At 57.7% G+C, this 19,830-nt stretch carries 15 protein-coding genes; 5 read left to right on the forward strand and 10 right to left on the reverse strand.

The annotated features are described in order from the left end of the window. On the forward strand, positions 1 to 965 hold a 965-nt coding region (locus tag VEG30_19145), incomplete at its 5' end, for a Glu/Leu/Phe/Val dehydrogenase dimerization domain-containing protein (protein ID HXZ82054.1). 146 nt (positions 966 to 1,111) lie between these two features. Next, positions 1,112 to 4,021, forward strand: a complete 2,910-nt coding sequence (locus VEG30_19150) for a PEP/pyruvate-binding domain-containing protein (GenBank protein HXZ82055.1) — start codon at positions 1,112 to 1,114, stop codon at positions 4,019 to 4,021. A 121-nt stretch (positions 4,022 to 4,142) separates the two neighbouring features. Here the strand turns inward: VEG30_19150 and VEG30_19155 are convergent, their stop codons facing one another. Further along, entirely contained in the window at positions 4,143 to 5,495 is a 1,353-nt protein-coding gene (locus VEG30_19155) for an FAD-dependent oxidoreductase (GenBank protein ID HXZ82056.1), read from the reverse strand. A 604-nt stretch (positions 5,496 to 6,099) separates the two neighbouring features. Between VEG30_19155 and VEG30_19160 the strand changes: the two genes are divergently transcribed. Beyond that, entirely contained in the window at positions 6,100 to 6,423 is a 324-nt protein-coding gene (locus VEG30_19160; protein ID HXZ82057.1) for a hypothetical protein, read from the forward strand. 91 nt (positions 6,424 to 6,514) lie between these two features. Here the strand turns inward: VEG30_19160 and glcF are convergent, their stop codons facing one another. The 4 genes from glcF to VEG30_19180 are packed head-to-tail and all read right to left on the reverse strand — an operon-like array spanning position 6,515 to position 12,418. After that, positions 6,515 to 7,900 (reverse strand): glycolate oxidase subunit GlcF, encoded by a 1,386-nt coding sequence (glcF, locus tag VEG30_19165; GenBank protein ID HXZ82058.1) that lies wholly within the window; start codon positions 7,898 to 7,900, stop codon positions 6,515 to 6,517. Further along, on the reverse strand, positions 7,900 to 9,189 hold the full coding sequence (locus VEG30_19170; GenBank protein ID HXZ82059.1) for an FAD-binding oxidoreductase: 1,290 nt from the start codon (positions 9,187 to 9,189) through the stop codon (positions 7,900 to 7,902). The genes glcF and VEG30_19170 overlap by 1 nt, the downstream gene beginning before the upstream one ends. 12 nt (positions 9,190 to 9,201) lie before the next feature. Continuing rightward, positions 9,202 to 10,650, reverse strand: a complete 1,449-nt coding sequence (locus tag VEG30_19175) for an FAD-linked oxidase C-terminal domain-containing protein (protein ID HXZ82060.1) — start codon at positions 10,648 to 10,650, stop codon at positions 9,202 to 9,204. A gap of 7 nt (positions 10,651 to 10,657) precedes the next feature. Next, a complete protein-coding gene (locus VEG30_19180) occupies positions 10,658 to 12,418 on the reverse strand; it encodes a lactate permease LctP family transporter (protein HXZ82061.1) in 1,761 nt (586 codons plus the stop codon). A 378-nt stretch (positions 12,419 to 12,796) separates the two neighbouring features. Here VEG30_19180 and VEG30_19185 point away from each other — a divergent pair, with 378 nt between their 5' ends. After that, positions 12,797 to 13,186: an STAS domain-containing protein gene (locus VEG30_19185; GenBank protein HXZ82062.1), complete on the forward strand. Its 390-nt coding sequence runs from the start codon at positions 12,797 to 12,799 to the stop codon at positions 13,184 to 13,186. A gap of 137 nt (positions 13,187 to 13,323) precedes the next feature. On the opposite strand, the gene VEG30_19190 is transcribed toward VEG30_19185, so the two are convergent. From VEG30_19190 to hydA, 4 genes are all read right to left on the reverse strand, one after another. Continuing rightward, the gene (locus tag VEG30_19190) at positions 13,324 to 14,253 is read right to left on the reverse strand and encodes a glycine betaine ABC transporter substrate-binding protein (GenBank protein ID HXZ82063.1); all 930 of its coding nucleotides are present in this window, start codon (positions 14,251 to 14,253) and stop codon (positions 13,324 to 13,326) included. Beyond that, positions 14,250 to 14,897, reverse strand: coding sequence for an ABC transporter permease (locus VEG30_19195; protein ID HXZ82064.1), 648 nt, complete (start codon positions 14,895 to 14,897; stop codon positions 14,250 to 14,252). Before VEG30_19195 ends, VEG30_19190 begins: the two co-directional genes overlap by 4 nt. 12 nt (positions 14,898 to 14,909) lie before the next feature. After that, positions 14,910 to 15,668: an ATP-binding cassette domain-containing protein gene (locus VEG30_19200; GenBank protein ID HXZ82065.1), complete on the reverse strand. Its 759-nt coding sequence runs from the start codon at positions 15,666 to 15,668 to the stop codon at positions 14,910 to 14,912. A gap of 79 nt (positions 15,669 to 15,747) precedes the next feature. Further along, positions 15,748 to 17,145 (reverse strand): dihydropyrimidinase, encoded by a 1,398-nt coding sequence (gene hydA / locus VEG30_19205; GenBank protein ID HXZ82066.1) that lies wholly within the window; start codon positions 17,143 to 17,145, stop codon positions 15,748 to 15,750. 86 nt (positions 17,146 to 17,231) lie between these two features. On the opposite strand from hydA, the gene VEG30_19210 reads away from it, so the two are divergent. Beyond that, positions 17,232 to 18,245 (forward strand): TIGR03842 family LLM class F420-dependent oxidoreductase, encoded by a 1,014-nt coding sequence (locus VEG30_19210; protein ID HXZ82067.1) that lies wholly within the window; start codon positions 17,232 to 17,234, stop codon positions 18,243 to 18,245. 19 nt (positions 18,246 to 18,264) lie between these two features. Here VEG30_19210 and VEG30_19215 read toward each other — a convergent pair. Beyond that, on the reverse strand, positions 18,265 to 19,830 hold a 1,566-nt coding region (locus VEG30_19215), incomplete at its 5' end, for an NCS1 family nucleobase:cation symporter-1 (protein ID HXZ82068.1).

Raw genomic sequence — 19,830 nt, forward strand, 5'->3', positions numbered from 1 at the left:
CTAAAGGCAAGAGCGACGACGAGGTAATGCGCTTCTGCCAAAGCTTCATGACCGAGTTGTGCCGCTACATTGGGCCGGACACCGACGTCCCTGCCGGCGATATTGGGGTTGGCGGAAGGGAAATTGGTTTTCTGTTTGGCCAATTCAAACGCCTCAAGAATGAGTTCACCGGCGTGTTGACGGGCAAAGGGCTGAACTGGGGCGGCTCCCTCATTCGTCCTGAAGCGACAGGATACGGCTGTGTTTATTTCGCGGCCGAGATGCTGAAGGCCCACAACGATTCACTTGAAGGAAAGCTCTGTCTTGTTTCTGGAAGCGGCAATGTCTCGCAGTACACGGTAGAGAAGCTGCTCGACCTGGGAGCCAAGCCGATCACGCTGTCCGACTCCAACGGGGTTATCTTGGATCCGGATGGCATCGACCGGGAGAAGCTGGCCTGGGTCATGGAACTCAAGAACGTGCATCGCGGCCGCATCCGTGAATATGTCGAACACTTCAAGAAAGCGGTCTACATGCCCACGGATGACAAACTCGACTACAACCGTTTGTGGACGATCAAGGCGGACTGTGCGTTCCCGAGCGCCACGCAAAATGAGATCAACGCCAAAGACGCAGCCAACCTTATTAAGAATGGCATCAGGGTCGTCGCCGAGGGTGCGAACATGCCAAGCACCGCCGAGGCGACCAAGGCGTTCCTCGATGCCAGGATCCTCTATGGGCCGGCCAAGGCAGCGAATGCGGGTGGCGTCGCCACCTCCGGTCTCGAGATGTCACAGAACAGCATGCGGATGGCCTGGAGCCGCGAAGAAGTTGATAAGCGGTTGCATGGCATCATGGCAGCTATTCACAAGACCTGTTTCGAGACTGCGGAAACCTACGGCACGCCTGGGAACCTCGTCAATGGAGCAAACATTGGCGGATTCATCAAGGTTGCCAATGCCATGCTGGATCAAGGACTCGTCTGAGACCGTTGTCCGACTATCAATCTGCTGCGGGGTGGATCGCTTCCACCCCGCGTTTTTCCTAATGGGGCTCTATCATGCACTCGGCGCAAAAGGCCGCGGACACTGCGATCAAGACGGAAAGGATCTTCGAGAGGTTCGAGGACTTGATGCCATTCAGAGTCCAGAACATTCTCCTCGTGTCCAGCCTTTACGACTCCTTCATTCTCCGAGAGGACGGCAGGCTTAACGAACTCTTAATTGGCGAGTCTCTGGAACTCGATCTCCAGCACGTCCCCGGTGTTACGCATGTTTCGAGCGGTACGGAAGCACTAACACTGGCGCGCACGCAGCCGCGCTTCAACCTGATCGTCACCAATCTTCAAGTCGGGGACATGGACGCAGCAACGCTGGCTTCGGAGGTCCGAAGCGCCGCGCTCGACGTTCCTGTTGTTGTCCTCGCCTACGATTATCGCGAAATCAAGAGTTTCCTGGCTGAGCACCCGGTTACGGCGATCGACCGGATTTTCTTGTGGCAGGGGGCTTCCCGCATTCTGATTGCGATCGTTCAGTACATCGAGGACAAACGCAACGTCCTCCACGACGTGGATGCTATCGGCGTGCCGGTCATTCTCATGGTCGAGGACAACATCCGTTACTACTCCTCTTTCCTGCCCGTCATTTATTCCGAGTTGATTACGCAATCTCGTCGCGTCATTAGCGAAGGAATGAATGTAGCCCATAAGTTATTGCGATTCAGGGCCCGGCCCAAGCTTCTGCTCTGCTCCGATTATGAAGATGCCTCCCGGCAAGTGACGAGGTACGGCGACCACCTGCTGGGCATTGTGTCGGACGTGGAATTCCCGCGGGGCGGTCAGCTGACACCGGAAGCCGGCTTCGATCTGGCAGGTATGGTTCGCGAAGTAGCGCCCGATATCCCTATCGTGCTCCAATCCAGCCGCACACAATTCAGCGCACGCGCATACCGCGAAGGCTTTTCATTTCTGCAAAAGCGCTCGCCCACTTTGTTGGGAGACTTGCGGCGAATCTTGACGGAGCAGTTCGGCCTAGGTGATTTCGTATTCCGTTTACCGGATCATACTGTAGTGGGGCGAGCAACGGACTTGAACGCTCTTAACGCGCTGCTGCATACAGTTCCGGCCGAAAGCATCGCCTACCATGCGGAGAAGAACCACTTCTCCCACTGGCTGATGGCGAGAACCGAGTTTGCGCTGGCGCGGAAGCTCCGGCCGCGCAAGGTCTCCGATTTCGCGACTAATGAGGACCTACGGCGGAACCTGGTAGAGTCGATCGACACCTATCGAAGCGAGCAGAGCCAACTCCTCATCGGCGATTTCAATGCCGCAACGTTCAATTCGGTGGATGCTTTCTTTTTGCGCATTGGCGGCGGATCCCTGGGTGGCAAGGCAAGAGGATTGGCTTTCGCGCGTCATCTACTCAATAGACACAACATGGCGCGCCAGTTCCCGGGAGTGCAGATTGCCGTGCCCCCAGCGGTGGTGTTGGCGACCGATGTCTTCGACCAGTTTCTCAGCGAGAACACCCTGTTGGACTTCGCCCTGCAAACCACGGATGAAGCGGCCATAGAGCAGCGTTTCTTGGCTGCGTCGCTTCCGGCCCGTGTCCAGGAGGATCTGCTCGAATATTTGCGGCAAGTGCAGTATCCCTTGGCGGTGCGATCTTCAAGCTTGCTGGAGGATTCGCAATACCTGCCCTTCACGGGCGTGTATGAAACGTTCATGCTCGCCAACCAGGACTCCGACGCTAGCCTTCGTCTGGAGCATCTGATGGAGGCTATAAAACGTGTGTACGCTTCTACCTTCAGCCAGCATGCAAAGGCGTACGTGCGAGCGACGCCCAATCGCCTGGAAGAGGAAAAGATGGCGGTGATCCTCCAGCAGGTCGTGGGCGCCAGGCATGGCTTGCGATTTTACCCCGACTTCTCTGGGGTGGTGCGATCGCACAACTTCTACCCTGCCTCGCCAATGACCTCTGAGGACGGGATCGCAGCCGTGGCATTGGGACTGGGCCGCGCGGTTATCGATGGCGGAAAGTGTCTGATGTTCTGTCCCAGGTACCCGCGTCATCTCATCCAGTTCTCCGCTGTAGAAGACATCCTGGCGAACTCCCAGTCTGACTTCTGGGCCCTCGACTTAGGACATGCAGCACGCCAGCAGGGTCTGGCGGAACTGCGGGAGTCGCGATTCGGATTGGACGTGGCCGAGGCCGACGGAACCTTGCACATGCTAGGTTCAACCTATTCCGCTGACAGTCACGCGGTTTATGCCGGCCTCAGTAGGTCTGGGATCCGCATTGTGAGCTTCGCCGCTATCCTCAAGTACGAAGTATTCCCGCTGGCTCCCATTCTTGGCCAGCTCACAAAGATTGGCGCAGAGGCCTTCGGACGCCCTGTTGAAATTGAATTCGCGGCACGGCTTGCGCACCCGCCAGACGACGCAACGGCCGAGTTTGGATTTCTTCAGATTCGACCGTTGGTACTATCGCGCGAGTCAGAGGAAGTTCGCATCGAAAACCTGGATCCGCGCCGGCTGTTGTGCCAAAGCTCGAAAGTGTTGGGGAACGGCCGTCTCCAGAATCTGCGCGACGTCGTAGTCGTCGACTTTCATCGCTTTGAACGCGCTCGCAGCCACGAGGTGGCTAGAGAGGTCGCGCGTTTGAATGCCAAGCTGAGCGAGTGCGGTACGCCGTATCTGCTGATCGGTGTCGGCCGGTGGGGCTCGAATGATCCCTGGCTCGGAATTCCGGTTGCTTGGGATCAAGTATCAGGCGCCCGTGTGATCGTCGAAACAGGTTTTCGCGATCTGCGCGTTACACCGTCGCAAGGCAGCCACTTCTTCCAGAACCTCACAGCATTTCAGATCGGCTATTTCACAGTCAATCCTGACGCGGGAGAGGGTTTTGTAGATTGGGAGTGGCTCAGCTCACAACCTGCGGCGGAGGAACGGGATTGCGTGCGCCACCTGCATCTGGAAACACCCCTGCTCGTCCTTATGAATGGCCGGGAAAGCCGCGGTTTGATATTCAAGCCGGAGGCGTGAGCGTTACCTTCCGATTCCTCGACGAAGAATGGTTCCGTCAAAGAGGGATGCCTCCTTCAGGCCGTCACCAAGAAGACATCCCCTATGTTTTGATGCCTATCTTTTGATCGTTTGAGAAAAACTAGACACCAGCTGCGATGCATTCGCAGCATTTCTCCTTCTCGATCGCGTCCAGCATTTCGGTGTCGCTGGAGAATTTGAAATGAGAGAGTCCTTGTTCCTGCGCCTGCTTTTGTTCGGCGCTTGCCAGGTAGGCAAGATCGCCCTTGGTCACTGGACGAAGACCGCGGCGGACCATGCTATCGAGGATCTTCGGCACAGTAGCACCCCGCTTTTCTGAAACGCCTTCGAGATATGACAGGACGCGGGCGGCACCGACTTCACCGTCATGCCGGGCAATTCCCACCAGGCCTTCGCTTGCCTTGCGGGCCCAGCCTACGACATAGGTGCCTTCCACAACTTTGCCAGCTTGCGGATCAAACACTTCGTAAGCCGGCGGCAATTGGTGAGTGGGATCGGGCGTGGTGACATAGCCTTCCGGCCCACAAGGTAAACCCACCACTGGGTCGACCACATCGCCGATCGCGAAAATCATGGTGTCAACCTCGAGTTCTGATTGCGAGTCGGTGGCCTTCGCGGCCGTGCTGCCATCCCGCGCGACCAGAACGTTGTCAGTGACGGTAAGCCGCGCGATGCGGCTGCTGACATCCACCTGAATGGACTGCGGAGAGCTTAGAAAGCGAAACCGCAGGCGGGGATGCGTCGCTTCTTGTGGCTTATTCAAGGCGGGGAAAGTGGTCTCCGGAACCTTGCTAATGTCCTGTCCCGCGGCGCAGAGCTTTTCCCTGATGCGCCGTAGCTCGTCATGAAATGCCGCATGATCGAGGTATGGCTCGATGTAGGCAAACTCGCGCTCCTCGAACTTAGCTTCGAAGGGACCCCGGCGCGCCACTACGATGACCTCTTCGGTCTGGCGATCAGGCAGGTCCAGCAATAGCCAGCGCGCTACGTCCACCATAACATTGCCCATGCCGACGATTGCAATACGCTTCCTGGTAGAGAAATCCCGCCAAGCGAAGGGCGGCAGCTGATTGTAGTGGTAGACGAAGTCCTTGGCGGCGAACACGCCGCGCGCATCCTCACCGGGAATGCCGAGCTTCTTGGTACCTTGCGCGCCGACAGCGAAGACCATGGCCGAGGGACCGAACTCGCGCAAATCCGAAATCGAAAAGGCATAGCCCGACCCAATCGGCACGCCGCCAAAGTAGTGCACGTTGGGCAGGCCCAGGACCTTGGCGAACTGCTTGCGCAGCCCGTCCTTCATCTTGTGTTTCACCGGATAAATGCCGTACTCGGCAAGTCCGCCCGGCTTGATATCGCGATTGAAGATCAGCACCTGATGTCCGGACAGAGCAATCTTCTGTGCGGCAAACAAGCCAGCGGGACCCGCGCCCACGACCGACACTGTTTTCATGCAGGCTCCTTAGGGCAAGGCGACGGTCAGCGGACTGCTCTAACCAGTCGGCAAGGAGAGGAGAAACCTTCTCCATCATAGTTTCCCCTCTGCCGCTCCTTTGCGGCAGTGACCTAACCCACAGCCGTCGGTGACCTGAATCAGGGATCGCAAGACAGTCTCAGACGCGGTCGTGGCCGTGCTGGAACATGAGGCGAACTGGCAAGTTCTGCCTGCGCAAACTCCAGCAAAAAAAACGCAGCCTGTTGCGGCCGTGCTGCGAGCTGGCGGAGCCCTGCATACAGCAATTCCGAGCCGCGCCTACGAGATTCCCGCGATTGTGCCAGAGGCGAGTTTGAACTATCAGAGAGCCCGGATAGGCGGGCGCTGATCTCAGTTGAGAAGCAAACAGCGGTAAATCGCTGGATCAGGGACAACGCTGGGCTCAGCGTCTGCCGTCCTTTCCCTTGATGCTCATGGCTTTACGCGCATAGCCGCTCTGAGACAACTTCTACAGTAAAGCTATCGCATTCTTCCCGGATAAGCTGTATTCCTCGCAGCTGGGGAAATAGCGTGTAATGAATCGGCGCCAATTCGTCTTAGATTCCGGAGAAGGAGTTAGCAAATGAAGAAGTTGTTCCTGATCTCACCAGCATTGGTTTTGGCGGGGACATTGGCTTTGGCGCAAACTCAGACGGCGCCAGATCCGCAAGGCTCTCAATCTCAGAGCTCGCAATCAACCCAGAGCGGCCAGAGTGGCTCGTCACAGACTCAGGATCAGGGGTCGACCCAGTCCGGCGCCTCCCAGAGCAGTTCGGGCGGTTATTCGGGCAGCGGTACTTCCGACCAGACCACCGGCAAGAAGAAGCACAAAAAGAACAAGGACACCACCGGGGCCGCCGGAACCAGCAACCCCAGCGACCAGACAGCTAACCCGCCAAAGAACTAAGACGGATTGAGCCAGGCTTAGAAAGGCCGACGTTCGCGTCGGCCTTCTGGCTTTATGGAGTGGGCCGCTTTTTGCGATCGCAGCTCTTATCCTAGGGTCCCGGACGCTGATCCGTTGGTCGAAAGCGACTTCCTTCGCCTCGAATAGACGAATCCAGCAGTTCGATCGGATGAACGACGGAAATATTTTTTCCCAAACTTTTCAGCGCGGACTGGATCTGGAGCAGACAACCCGGATTTCCAGTCGCGATCACGTCAGGGGTTGTGGAAATCGCATTCTGGGCCTTCCGAAGACCTAGCTCCTTCGCGGTCTCAGGTTCCACCAGGTTGTAAATGCCGGCGGAGCCGCAGCAGATCGCAGATTCAGGAATCTCCGAAACACTGAGCCCGGGGATCGTTTGCAGCACCCGGCGAGGCTGCGCTTGAACACGCTGCGCGTGTTGAATGTGGCAGGCATCGTGATAGGCAACCCGCAGCGGGATGGGATGCCGATTCGCTCGCGGTTCCAGCTCCGCCAGGAATTCGCAAACGTCCCGGCACTTTGCGGAAAACTCATGCGCACGCGTGGCGTACCGCGGATCATCGCGCAGCAAGTGCCCGTAGTCTTTCACGTTCGAACCACAACCTGCCGCATTCACTACGATGGCCTGCACATTCGCCCGCTCAAATACATCGATTAACCGCCGTGCATAATCAAGTGACTGCTTCTCTTCGCCGGCATGGGTCATGAGGGCGCCGCAGCAGCCTTGCTCTGGCGGGATCACAACTTCGCAGCCTTCCGCAGCGAGCACTCGAGCCGTGGCCGCGTTCACCTCGGGAAACATCACGCTCTGCACGCAGCCCGCAAGTAAGCCAACTCGAGCCCGAGCTGCCCCGATTGCGGGAACCTTACCTGGCAGATTCTGCCTCAAGCTGGCCACGGTAACCGTGGGAAGCAACTCCTCGATTCCTTGCAAGCCCTTCGGTAAGACTCTCTTCAAACCGGATCGTCGAAACAGCGCTTGCACGCCAAAGCGCTGGTACAACCACAGCGGAAGCAGCAGACTCCGTAGGATTCTGGGACGCGGGAAAACATAGAAAATCAGGCGGCGGTGCAAGCGCTCGATCCAGGGCCGCCGAAAATGCCGCTCGATCTGCGCGCGTGTGGCGGTGACGATTTTGTCGTATTGCACCCCCGACGGACATGCCGTCATGCAGGCCATGCAACTGAGACACCGGTCGAGGTGGCGCACGAACGTCTCATTGATCTCGGCTTTGCCCTCGCTCGCCATCTTCATCAGGTAAATTCGCCCGCGAGGCGAATCCATCTCCTCGCGCCATAGGGCGTAGGTCGGGCAGGTAGGCAGGCAGAAGCCGCAATGAACACACTCGTCAATCAACTTTTGCGCTGGGGGGTTGTGACTGTCAAATGCAGACTTGCCGCCGAGATCTTTGGCGACAGATCCAGGTATCGGAGCGGACTCGTGCGCCGCGGCCATCAAATACCTCCTACAAAGCGCCCCGGGTTGAGGATGCCATGCGGATCCAGTTGTCTCTTTATTCGACGCATGAGTTCGATGGAATCAGCTGGGGATCCCCAAACATTGATTGCCGATTTCTTCTCCGCTGGACACCCGAGGACGGCCAGGCTTCCGCCCAAACCTGCCAGATGCGTCCGCAAGCTCAACACGATGTCCGCAAGCTTTTCAGATGTGGCCTCCAGCCGCAGCAATCCGATGCCGACCCCCTCGGCGATCATTTGCCACTTCAGATCGTGAGTCTGCTCCAACGACACCAGCCGCTCCAACACCTTGCCCAGGTCTCCCGGCAGCGCGCTGAATTTGGCTACCAAAGCGCTGTCACCTCCCAGCCAGAAGGCTAGGGCCTCGCGAATGTGCCACACTTGAGGGCCGGCATCCGCCGCTGGTTCCAGTCGAGTCATCCTCACCAGCTTCTCCACCTGGGCGGCGATGCCTTCGGCTGTGCCCTCGAAACCAACGTCCAGATGCGCGTTCTCCCCCGAGCTGGCGCGATACTGCAATCCGGAGCACACCAACTGGGAGTCAAGCACTTTCAGCAGGAGCGTCCCTAAAGCCGCGGAATCAGAAAATTCAAAGCTGACGACCCGCGATTGGCGCGGGAGTGGGTGCAGGCGAAACACCGCTTCCGTAATGACGCCCAAGGTTCCCAGCGAGCCGGTGGCCAGCTTGGGGAGATCATATCCCGCGACATTCTTCACCACTTTGCCACCGCTACGGGCGAGCGTCCCATCAGCCAAAGCCAAAGTAATCCCAATCACCAGATCCCTGAGAGAACCGAAGCGCAAGCGCAGGGATCCGCTGTCGTTGGCCGCCAGAATGCCACCGATGGTGGCCCGTTCCGGCCAAAGGGGATCGATCGCCAGCCGCTGTCCATGTTGAGCCAGCGTCCGTTGCAGTACGGCGACCGTGCAGCCTGCCTCCACGGTTACGGTCATGTCGGCCCATGCGTGCTCGAGCACACGGTTCAGACGAGCAGTGGAAAGAATGAGATCGGCGCAGCGGGGTGGATTTCCCCACCCTAATTTCGTCCCTCCGCCGCGTGGAATGACTCCAATACCGGCCCCATCAGCGATTTCCAACACATGTCCAATCTCGGCGGAAGTGCCAGGCTCAATTACGGTCTCTGGATCTACGCCGTCAATTGCCTCCTGCGGCGTGGCGGAACGGATGTGGTCTTCACCCACGACGCTGCGCAGCTCTTCCGCCAGTTCGGAGACTCTCTGCGGCATGGGAGGACGTGGAGACATGACCCTTGCAGGTTAAAAATACTCCGCCACTCCTGCTATCTCGAGGGGATGCGGTTCGTATGGTCCTGTCTTTTCGGCACACAATCGTGGCCGCGGAAAGACTTTGGTCGGATTCGAGAGCAATTCGGGATCAAACGCACAGCGCACGCGCTGCATGGTGTCGAGATCCGGCTCGGAGAACATCTCCGCCATGAAGCCTTTCTTCTCTTCCCCGACTCCATGTTCCCCGGTGATCGAACCGCCGGCTTGTATGCAGAGCCGGAGAATATCGCCGGAAAGTTTTTCCGCCAGTTGCTCCTGCCCGGGAATGCGTCGGTCGTACAGGACCAGGGGATGAAGGTTGCCATCCCCGGCGTGAAATACATTGGCAACGCGCAGCCCCACCGCACCACTCATTTTCTCAATCTCATCGAGCACCTTCGGCAAGGCGGTACGTGGAATCACTCCATCCTGCACGATATAGTTGGGGGAAATGCGGCCCATGGCGGCGAACGCCGCTTTGCGTCCTTTCCAGATTACGATGCGCTCGGCCTCGGTTTGGGCTACGCGTATCTCCCAGGCGCCATTCGCGGTGCAAACCTCTCTGACTTGCGACATCAGCGACTCGACTTCCGCTGTCACTCCATCCAATTCCACCAGCAACAAGCCACCACAGTTCGGATAATTCGCGTGCACGGAGGCTTCCGCGGCCTGTATCGCCAGGTTGTCCATCATCTCGATCGCCGCCGGCAAAATTCCCGCCGCTATGATTCCGCTCACCGCCGCCCCAGCCTGTCGGGTCGTATCAAATGCAGCGAGTAGAGTCTTGATCGTTTCCGGACGCTTCACGATCCGCAGAATAATTTTGGTCGCAATACCAAGCGTGCCTTCTGATCCCACGAACACTCCCGGCAGGTCATAGCCAGGGTGATCCAGGGTCTTGCCACCTAGATGAATGAGCGACCCGTCCGGTAGCACCACCTCCATGCCTAGCACATGCGTGGTGGTAAATCCATATTTCAGGCAATGTGCGCCGCCGGAGTTCTCAGCTACATTTCCTCCAATGCTGCAGACCTGCTGGGAGGAGGGATCAGGTGCATAGAAGAAGCCGGCCCCAGCCACTTCCTGAGTGACGCTGGAGTTGATGACGCCAGGCTCCACTACCACGCGTGCATTCAGATAATCTACTTCGAGGATGCGAGTCATGCGCGCCAGGCTGATTACGATACCGTTCTCGATAGGTAAGGCGCCGCCTGACAGCCCAGTTCCCGAACCACGCGCCACAAAAGGTATTCTCTCTCTGGCGCAGAGACCAACAATTGCCTGTACTTGCTCGCTAGAAGTGGGCAGGACGACGGCAGCAGGCATCACCCGAAAATTCGTCAGCCCGTCGCACTCGTAGGTGCGCAACTGTTGCGGCTGGGTGATTAAGCCTTCGTTGCCAACCACCCGCCGGAGCTCGGTAAGAATACGAGCTTCCATGGTTCGACTACTTCACAAAAGTCAGGCCGTGCGGCACCAGATGCGGCACTACGTAAGCGTAGATCATCACGATCGCGCCCACGATCGCACCCAGGGCAATCGAGTGCCATACGACGAACCGGAAAATCACGCCTTCGTTGCCTACTTGATTCGTGGCGGAAGTGGCCACCACAATCGATTGCGCATCCACCATCTTTCCCATCACGCCTCCGGCGCTGTTGGCGGCTGCCATAAGCACAGGATCAAGGTTGAGCTGCTTGGCGGTGATGACCTGCAAGCTGCCAAAGAGCGCGTTGGAAGAGGTATCGCTTCCAGTTAGCGCCACACCCAGCCAACCCAGGAACGTCCCAAAGAACGGGAAGAACCAGCCGGTTCGGGTAAAGGCGAGTCCCAAGACGGCGTCGAGACCTGAATAGCGCGTGACAAACCCCAAGCCGAGCATGAAGGAGATAGCGATCATGGCCAGCTTCATGCGCTTCAGGGTAAACCAAAAGATCCCTAGCAGCTTGCCTGGACCCAGCCCGAGCAGCAGCCCCGATACGATCGCCGCCAGGAAGCAACCAGTCCCGGTAGCAGACAGCCAGTTGAAATCATATCGCGCCGCCTCGGGAGTTGGTTTGCTAACCACTGGGGCAGCTCGTGTGACCGCGCCGTGCAGATAGGGGACATTCCACCCCGGCGGACCGGGCCGCTTTTTGCCGTCTGGAAGGATCACCGTGAAAGCCGGCGTAGTGGCCTTGTTCATGGCCAGCTTGATGCTGGGCAGCCCCCACAGCAGCACGAACAGGGACAGCACGGCGAACGGCATCCACGCCTTGGCGATCTGCCCGGCTGTGTAGTGATGCAGAGTGGCGGGCGTCCCCGGAACTTCCCAAGTCGCACCTTGTTGGTCTTCGACTTTCTCATCGGGCGAGCCGGGACCTCCGGCGTCGTCATGCTCAAATCGCCAGATGCGTTTTGGTTTCCAGAAGTGAAGGAAAACGACCGTCGCTATCAGCGAAACCACGCCGCCGGCGATATCCACCAGGTTGCTGTCGACGTGGTTAGACCAAAGGAATTGCGTGATCGCAAACGACACTCCAACCACCAAGATCGCGGGCAACACCTCAAAGGTCTCAGCCCAGCCGACCATGGCGCGCACCAGCCAGAAGGGCACGATAACCGCCGTAAAAGGAAGGATGCGTCCGATCATGGCATTGATATCGGATTCTGGCAGCGCGGTCACTGCTGCGAGTGTGTGTACAGGGGTTCCAATCGCGCCCCAGGCAACCGGAGCAGTATTCGCGATCAGATTCAGGGCGGCTGAGTAGAAAGGCTTAAAGCCCAGGCCGATCATGAAAGCGCCGGCAATAGCCACCGGTGCGCCAAATCCTGCAGCCCCTTCAATGAAAGCTCCAAAGCAGAACGCAACCAGCAACAGTTGCAGCCTGCGATCGGCGGTGATCCCGGCCACGGATTCTTTCATGATCTCGAATTGGCCGGTATGCACGGAGATGTCGTAGAGATAAACAGCCGCGAGAACGATCCAGGCAATCTTCAGTAGTCCAAAGGCGACTCCATACAGAAAGCTCATTCCTGCCAGTACCACAGGCATGTGGAAGAAAATCATCGCCGCCAGAATGGCGGTGAGTGCTCCCGCCATTGCGCACCAATGCGGGCGGATGCGCAGGCCTGCCAGCATAGTGAACAGGACAATGATGGGTAGAGCAGCCACTATGGTGGACAGCCACCAATGCCCGAAGGGGTCATACACCTGGGTCCAAGTCATTGCTCCTCCTGAAAGAGAACAGCGATTCGACTGCCAGGTTCCCACTGCTTTAGCACTTCACAGGATTCAATGCTTCACGACGGATCATGCTCTCATTCAGCGATCCCCCAACTTTTTCGGAAAGGCCGATTGAGGAATGGCGGGTATTGGATCGCCTGGCGCAATTCCCCGCATTGCGTAGCTTCAGATATTCCCGCAAAACGCCCTTGTCAAGAGCTTTTTCGGCAAAATTGCTCTGAAAACGACTAATCAAGAAGCTGACTGCTTCTGTCCGGTCTGATCTTGCACCCCAGGGCTTCCCTTTTGACTTGACCGCGCTAACAAGCCTATTATTTCCAGCCACAAGATCCGGCGACTTTCCAGCCTGGAGGCATCGCCATGGAATACAAGATCAGGGAGAGCAACGGCGTCACCATCGTCGATCTGAACGGAAGACTGAGTCTGGGCGAGGCAATCGCTTTCGGCCCGGGTAGCGGCACTTCCTTGCGTGATGTAGTACCCAAGCTCCTGAAAGAGGGCAAACGAAAGATCCTTCTAAACCTGAAGGACGTTAATTACATCGACAGCTCCGGAATCGGCGACATCATCACTGCTTATAGCTCGACTCGGAACCAGGGCGGTGAACTGAGACTCGCCAGCCCCAGTCCGCAGGTCCGCGACCTGTTCCAGATCACGAAGCTCTATACGATCCTGGATGTCAGCGACGATGAGACCACTGCACTGAAGGGATTCCAGAAAGCGGGTCAGCCTAGTACCTCGGTAGCTTAAAAGCTATCTTATTAATCGGTTTTGAAAGGCTGCGGCTGAGCCGCGCCGTCCAGAGCCGTACAGATCCTGGGCTTTGAGCCCCTGAGGGGAATCAACCTTTACTCCCTTCGGTCCCTTATGAAATAGCTTGATCGCTTCTAGGCTGATTCGCTTTCACACAGGGTTCGTCCACCCCAGCCAAGGGTTGCAGATTCAAAGTACATCTTTTTCTGAAGAAATGCCGAGACTACCGTAGCGGCATCCATTTTCTGGCCGTCCACGGAATAATTCAGCTGCCGCATGTCGTCCGCGTTGATACCTTCCGCTAACTTCTGCAGATTGGACCGGATCTGCGGAAAATTTCGCACCGCCTCACTCCGCACGATGGGCACAGCGTCATACGGCGGAAAGTAGTGGCGGTCGTCTTCCAGGACCACTAGATCGAGCGCTCTAATCAATCCATCTGTATTGGAGCCCGCAACCAGGTCCACCTGGCGGTTCTCCAGAGCGCGATATAGCAACCCCAAATCCATTACCCGTGGCGCTTCCGCGAACCGCAGACCATATGTTTGCACCAGACCCTCGTACCCATCCTTACGCTCAAGAAATTCGTAGCCAATGCCCATTCGTAATTTCGGGGCATACGGCGCCAACTCTGACAGCGATTTCACAGTCATCTGGCGCGCATCTGCACCTCGCATCACAATGGCAAAGCTGTTGTTGAACCCCAGCGGTGGCATCACTTCCAATCCCCACCTGCGCAGATACTCGGACTTCACCTCCTGATACACACTCTGCGAATCGCCGTGAGGTTCCGCTTTCAAAATCGCCGTCAAAGCCGTGCCCGTGTATTCCACATACAGATCGATTCGGCCGGCCAGGAGTGCCTGATGACAGATGTAAGTCCCGGCGAGATAGAAACGCCGCTCGACCGGCAAGCTGGCAGTCCTCTCCAGATACTGCGCCAGTAGTTCGCCGAGGATGAGCTGTTCGGTGAAGTTCTTGGAACCGATGGTGACCTGCCTGGATCGCGGCCTGCATGCAGCCAGCAGCAAGGGTAGTGCTGCCAGCAAGCTCCGCCGCGTCATTGTTCTCCGTGGCGGTGACGAACCAGGATGCGCTGCAATCCGCCGACAACTGCATCCGCAAAAAGCGCCAGCAATGCCGCCGGAATCGCGCCTGCAAGGATTACGTTGTTGTCCACCATGGAGAGCCCGCGGAAAATAAACTCCCCCAATCCGCCGGCCCCGACTGCCGCTGCGATGGTTGCCACCCCCACCGCAATCACCGTTGCTACCCGAATTCCCGCGAGAATCACCGGCGCCGACAGCGGCAATTCCACTCGCCACAATAGCTGAGCATTGGTCAGACCCATCGCGTTCGCCGCATATCTCACTCCGGGATCGACGCCCTTGATCCCCGTGTAGGTATTGCGAACGACCGGGAGTAGCGCGTAGAGCGTCAAGGCTACGATCGCCAACCTGCTCGCCCGGACTCCCAGCCACGGCACTGGCATCAGCAAGCCAAACAGCGCAAGACTCGGTACGGTTTGAATCACGTTGTTGAAACCCAGAACCGCGGCTGACAACTTCGGGCGGCGGGTAAGAAGAATTCCCAGCGGCACGCCGATAGCCACCGCAATGAGCATTGAAATTCCGACCAGCCATAGATGTTCGCTGGTCAACGTAAGCACTTCCTGGCGGTGATTGGAGATAAAGCGAAGAAAGTTCATGCCGGTCCCCGATCAGCTTTCGAAGATCTTCTGCATGGCCCGGAACGAATCCGCATAAGCCTTGGCCACCGGAAGCTCGGAATTCAGAAACTCATGCGGCGTGAACACATCCTGTAATCTGCCATCCTCAATAAGCGCGATACGGTCTCCCAGCATCAGCGCTTCGCTCACGTCATGGGTGACGAACACCACCGTCTTGCCCAGGCTTTCTTGCAGCAGCCGGAATTCTTGTTGCAGCTCGGCGCGCGTAAGCGGATCAAGCGCTCCAAATGGCTCATCCATCAGCAGAATTGGCGGATCGGCTGCCAGTGCCCTCGCCAGCCCAACCCTCTGCCTCTGGCCGCCTGACAACTGACTCGGATATCGCGCGCCAAACTCCTCCAGGCTAAGCCCCACCAGCTTCATCACCTCCTGCAACCGGCGCTCAAGCTTTGACTTCTCCCAACCCTGAAGCATGGGCACGAGCATTACATTTTTCCGCACGGTGTAATGCGGAAACAGCCCCACCTCCTGAATCGCGTATCCGATGTGCCGGCGGAGCGGAATCAGATTCCACTCCGAAGTCGGCTTCCCCTCCACGCACACCTCGCCGCGGCTGGGCTTCAGCAGTCCATTGATCATTTTGAGGAGAGTGGTCTTGCCGGAGCCGCTCCGGCCCAGGAACATCAGGATTTCGCCCTTGTAGACCTGCAGGCTCAAATCGGAGAGCAGCGCGCGACCGGAGTCCAGCAAGTACGAAACATCCTGGAACTCGATCGTAGCTTCGTCCAACCCGCCCGTCCTTACACTCGCAGAAGGCCTGCTTACGGTGAGGCTTTGCAGTCCGCGCCGCAGACACAATAATTCATGCTTATGCCAGCGCCCCCGAATACGTGGCTCGCTTAAGAAAACTGCCCGTGCCCGGCTTGCCGTGAAACTTGTCTCCTTCCACCAGAACCCGGCCTCGCGACAGCACTACTTCCGGCATTCCCGTCACGGTTATGCCTTCAAACATGCTGTAATCCACCCTCATGTGATGCGTCTTGGCGCTGATGGTGTGCTGTCGTTTCGGATTAAACACCACCAGATCCGCATCGCTGCCCACAGCAACGGTTCCCTTTCGCGGGTAGAGCCCGAAGAGTTTGGCCGGAGTGGTTGAGACGATCTCCACAAATCGGTTCACGCTGAAACGCCCGCCGCTAACACCTCCGGAATACACCAGGCTCATGCGGTGCTCGATTCCCGGCCCGCCATTGGGAATCTTCGTGAAGTCATCCTTTCCCAATTCTTTCTGCTCCTTGAAGCAGAACGGGCAGTGATCGGTAGAAACCACCTGCAGATGATCGTGCTTCAGGCCCTGCCACAGCTTCTCCTGATGCCACTTCTCGCGCAGCGGTGGCGTGAACACGTACTTGGCTCCTTCAAAACCCGGCACGTCGAAATTCTCCAGCGAGAGATACAGATACTGCGGGCATGTCTCCGCATACACCGGAAGGCCGCGATCCCGCCCTTCCCGCACCTTTTCCATCGCATCGTTGCAGCTCAGATGAACGATATAGAGTGGCGCGCCCGCCATTTCCGCCAGTGCGATGGCTCGCGCCGTCGCCTCTGCCTCTGCCGTTGTCGGGCGGGTTAAGGCGTGATACTTGGGTGCAGTCTTCCCTTCCGCCAGCGCCTGGCGCACGATCACATCGATGGCTCCGCCATTCTCCGCATGCATGCAGACCATGGCTCCGTTTTTGCCAGTGGTGCGCAGGGCCTTGAAGATGGTGGCATCGTCAAGCATGAATACTCCGGGATAAGCCATGAACAGCTTGAAGCTGGTCACGCCCTCCCGCACCAACTGATTCATTTCCTCCAGACGCGCATCCGGAAGATCGGTGATGATGCAGTGGAATCCATAATCTCCAATCGCTTTGCGGGAAGCCTTCTCCATCCAGGCATCGAATGCCGTGCGCAGGCTTTGTCCTTTGTATTGGATCGCGAAGTCAATCAGCGTGGTTGTTCCGCCGAACAGCGCCGCACGCGTGCCAGTCTCAAAGTCATCGGAACTGGTGGTCCCGCCGAATGGCATATCCAAATGTGTATGGACGTCGATCCCGCCCGGCAATACGTAGCTGCCGCTGGCATCGATGATGCGCGTCGCATTGTCGCGTGGCAGAGCCTCCGCGAGCGCAACCACTTTCTCCCCTCTGATTCCCACATCGGCCTTAAAGCTGTCAGTTGCGGTTGCAACTGTGCCATTAGCCACGACGATGTCGAATGCCATCTCCCCAATCCCCTCGGAACGCGGTCTGCACCGAATTGTATGCTAGAATCCCGCAACTTTGTTGTTGCAGCACCGCGGAGGATGGCATGCGGTTCGGGATCACTCTTAAGCCGGACATCAGTGTCGAACGGGTCGTCAATTTGACGCGCCAGGCGGAGCAGGCAGGATTTGAATACGGCTGGATCTTCGATTCCCATGTGCTCTGGAAAGAGCCCTTTCCCCTGCTCACCTTGATGGCGGTTAATTCCCGGCGCATGAAGCTGGGCCCCTGCGTCACCAATCCCGCGGTGCGCGATATCACTGTCATGTCCAGCCTGTTTGCCACGCTGGATCTGATTTCCAATCACCGCATGCAACTCGGGATCGGACGCGGCGATAGCTCACGTCGAGTCTTAGGAAAAAAGCCGGTCACGCCGTCCGAGTTAGAGCAATCCATTGCAGACTTTCGCGCCCTCACCTCTGGCAAGAGCATTCAATATCATCATGTGTCGACGCAGCTCTCCTGGGCCACGGGTGCGCCTCCCGTCTGGGTAGCGGGTTACGGGCCTAAGGTGCTCAACATGGCAGGAAGGGTCGCGGATGGAGTCATTCTGCAATTCGCCGATCCCGACCTGATCGAATGGTGCGTCTCTTTTGTACACCAGGGCGCGCGCGAAGCTGGCCGCGATCCCAAAGCAATCGAGATTATGGCCGCGGCTCCGGTCTGGGTAGCGAATGATCTGAAAGTGGCTCGCGAGCGGGTCCGCTGGTTCCCTGCCCTGGTCTCGAATCATGTGGTCGATCTTCTCTCCCGCTACAAGGCTGAAGAACTCCCGTCTGCCCTGACCAGCTACGTTCACAACCGCGGCGCCTACGATTACCAGCACCACTGCGAGGTCGGCAGCGACAACTCAGAATTCGTCAGCGACGAAGTTGTGGATCGCTTCTGCCTGGTCGGTCCTGTCGAAGCTCACATCGAAAAGTTGAGGGTCCTCGAGGGGGTAGGAGTCACACAATTCAACATCTACCTAATGTGTGGAGAGGAAGAGGAGACGTTGGAGACCTACTGCCATGAGGTATTGCCGCAGTTCCAGGCAAAGCTGGCTGGCGCGGCTTCATAGCGTGCAGCCTCGCAGCCACTCAATCCGCTGATGCCGGATCTTCTAACCGCAACGGCACGGAGCGCATCGCCGCATAGTACGTCGCAAACGATACAGCGAAGCCGACGAACCAGGAGTAGTCGTACAAAACCCTGAGTGGCGGCACCACCAGCCCGACCAGGGCCAGCGCCGCTCCCAACACCAGTGCGCTGATGGCTTTTCCATTAAATCCGCTGGAATACTCATACGCCCCACCACGCAAGTACAGGTCCGGCACGAGCAGCGCACGCCTGCGGATGATCCAGTAATCGCAGATCATGATTCCGGCAACCGGGCCCAGCAAGGCGGCATATCCGCCCAGCCAGCCAAAAATGAACGTGCGGTGGTTCGCTAGGAGTTTCCAGGGCATCATGGCTACACCCAGCAGACAAGTAATTACTCCTCCAGTTTTGAAGCTGATGCGCTTCGGCCACAAATTAGAAAAATCGTTCGCTGGCGAAACAACGTTGGCGCCAATATTCACATTCAGCGTCGCCAGAAGAATCGCCAGCAATGCGATAGCCACCGCGATCGGCGAATGCAGACGAGTGATCAGCTGGACTGGATCCCAGATGGCGCTGCCATAAATCACCACCGTGGCAGAGGTCACCGCGATGCCGATGAATGAATACAGCGTCATTGTCGTCGGCAGCGCGATCGCCTGCCCGATCGCCTGCGCCCTCTGATCTTTGGCGAAACGCGTGAAGTCCGGCACATTCAGCGAGACCGTCGCCCAGAAGCCTACGGTTCCATTCAATGCCGGTATAAGGAATTTCAGAAAATCAGAGAAGCTGGCGAACTGTGACCTCGCCGACAGCATGGGTCCGAATCCGCCCGCGTTGCGGTATGCCCAACCCAGCAGCATCAAGCCTACCAAAAGGAGAATTGGAGCACTGATGCCCTGCAAAAACCGGATGTACTCGATGCCTTTCAGAATTACCGCCAGATTGATCAACCAGAAAACCAGAAAGCAGATCGCGGTGTTATTCGGGACCTGCTTCCACGCCGGCCAAAGTGTGCTGAGCAGGGAGTTGATGGCCTCTCCCCCGATCCAGCTCTGAATGCCAAACCAGCCGCACGCCACCAGTCCTCTCAGGACCGCAGCTATATTGGCACCCAATACTCCAAACGATGCCCTCGCCAGCACAGGAAATGGGATTCCGTAGCGCGCACCGGGATGCGAGTTCAGCAGCATTGGAACCAACACAATGCTGTTGCCTACAAATACGGTCAGCACAGCCTGCTTCCAGTTCATTCCACCTTGGATCAGGCTGGCAGCCAGCATGTAGGTGAGGATGTTGACCGACATCGACACCCACAAGGCGGCATAGTTGTAAGTTCCCCAGGAACGGCGCGCAGGCTCGACCGGCGCCAGATCAGGGTTGTACAACGCGCTGTCTTCGATGTTGGAGGGAAGTTCCCGAGGATGCACTGCGGGCAACGACTGTTTTGCTTCCGCCATAGTCTGATTCTGACCGAGGCCTGAGGAATTCAGAAAAGAACGCTCTAGTCTGCCGCAACTGCCATCTGTCCACGTCCGGATTGCGCCGTAAGTTTGTGGTAGGTC

This window comes from Terriglobales bacterium, from assembly GCA_035624455.1.
Taxonomy (GTDB): Bacteria; Acidobacteriota; Terriglobia; order Terriglobales; family Acidobacteriaceae; genus DASPRM01.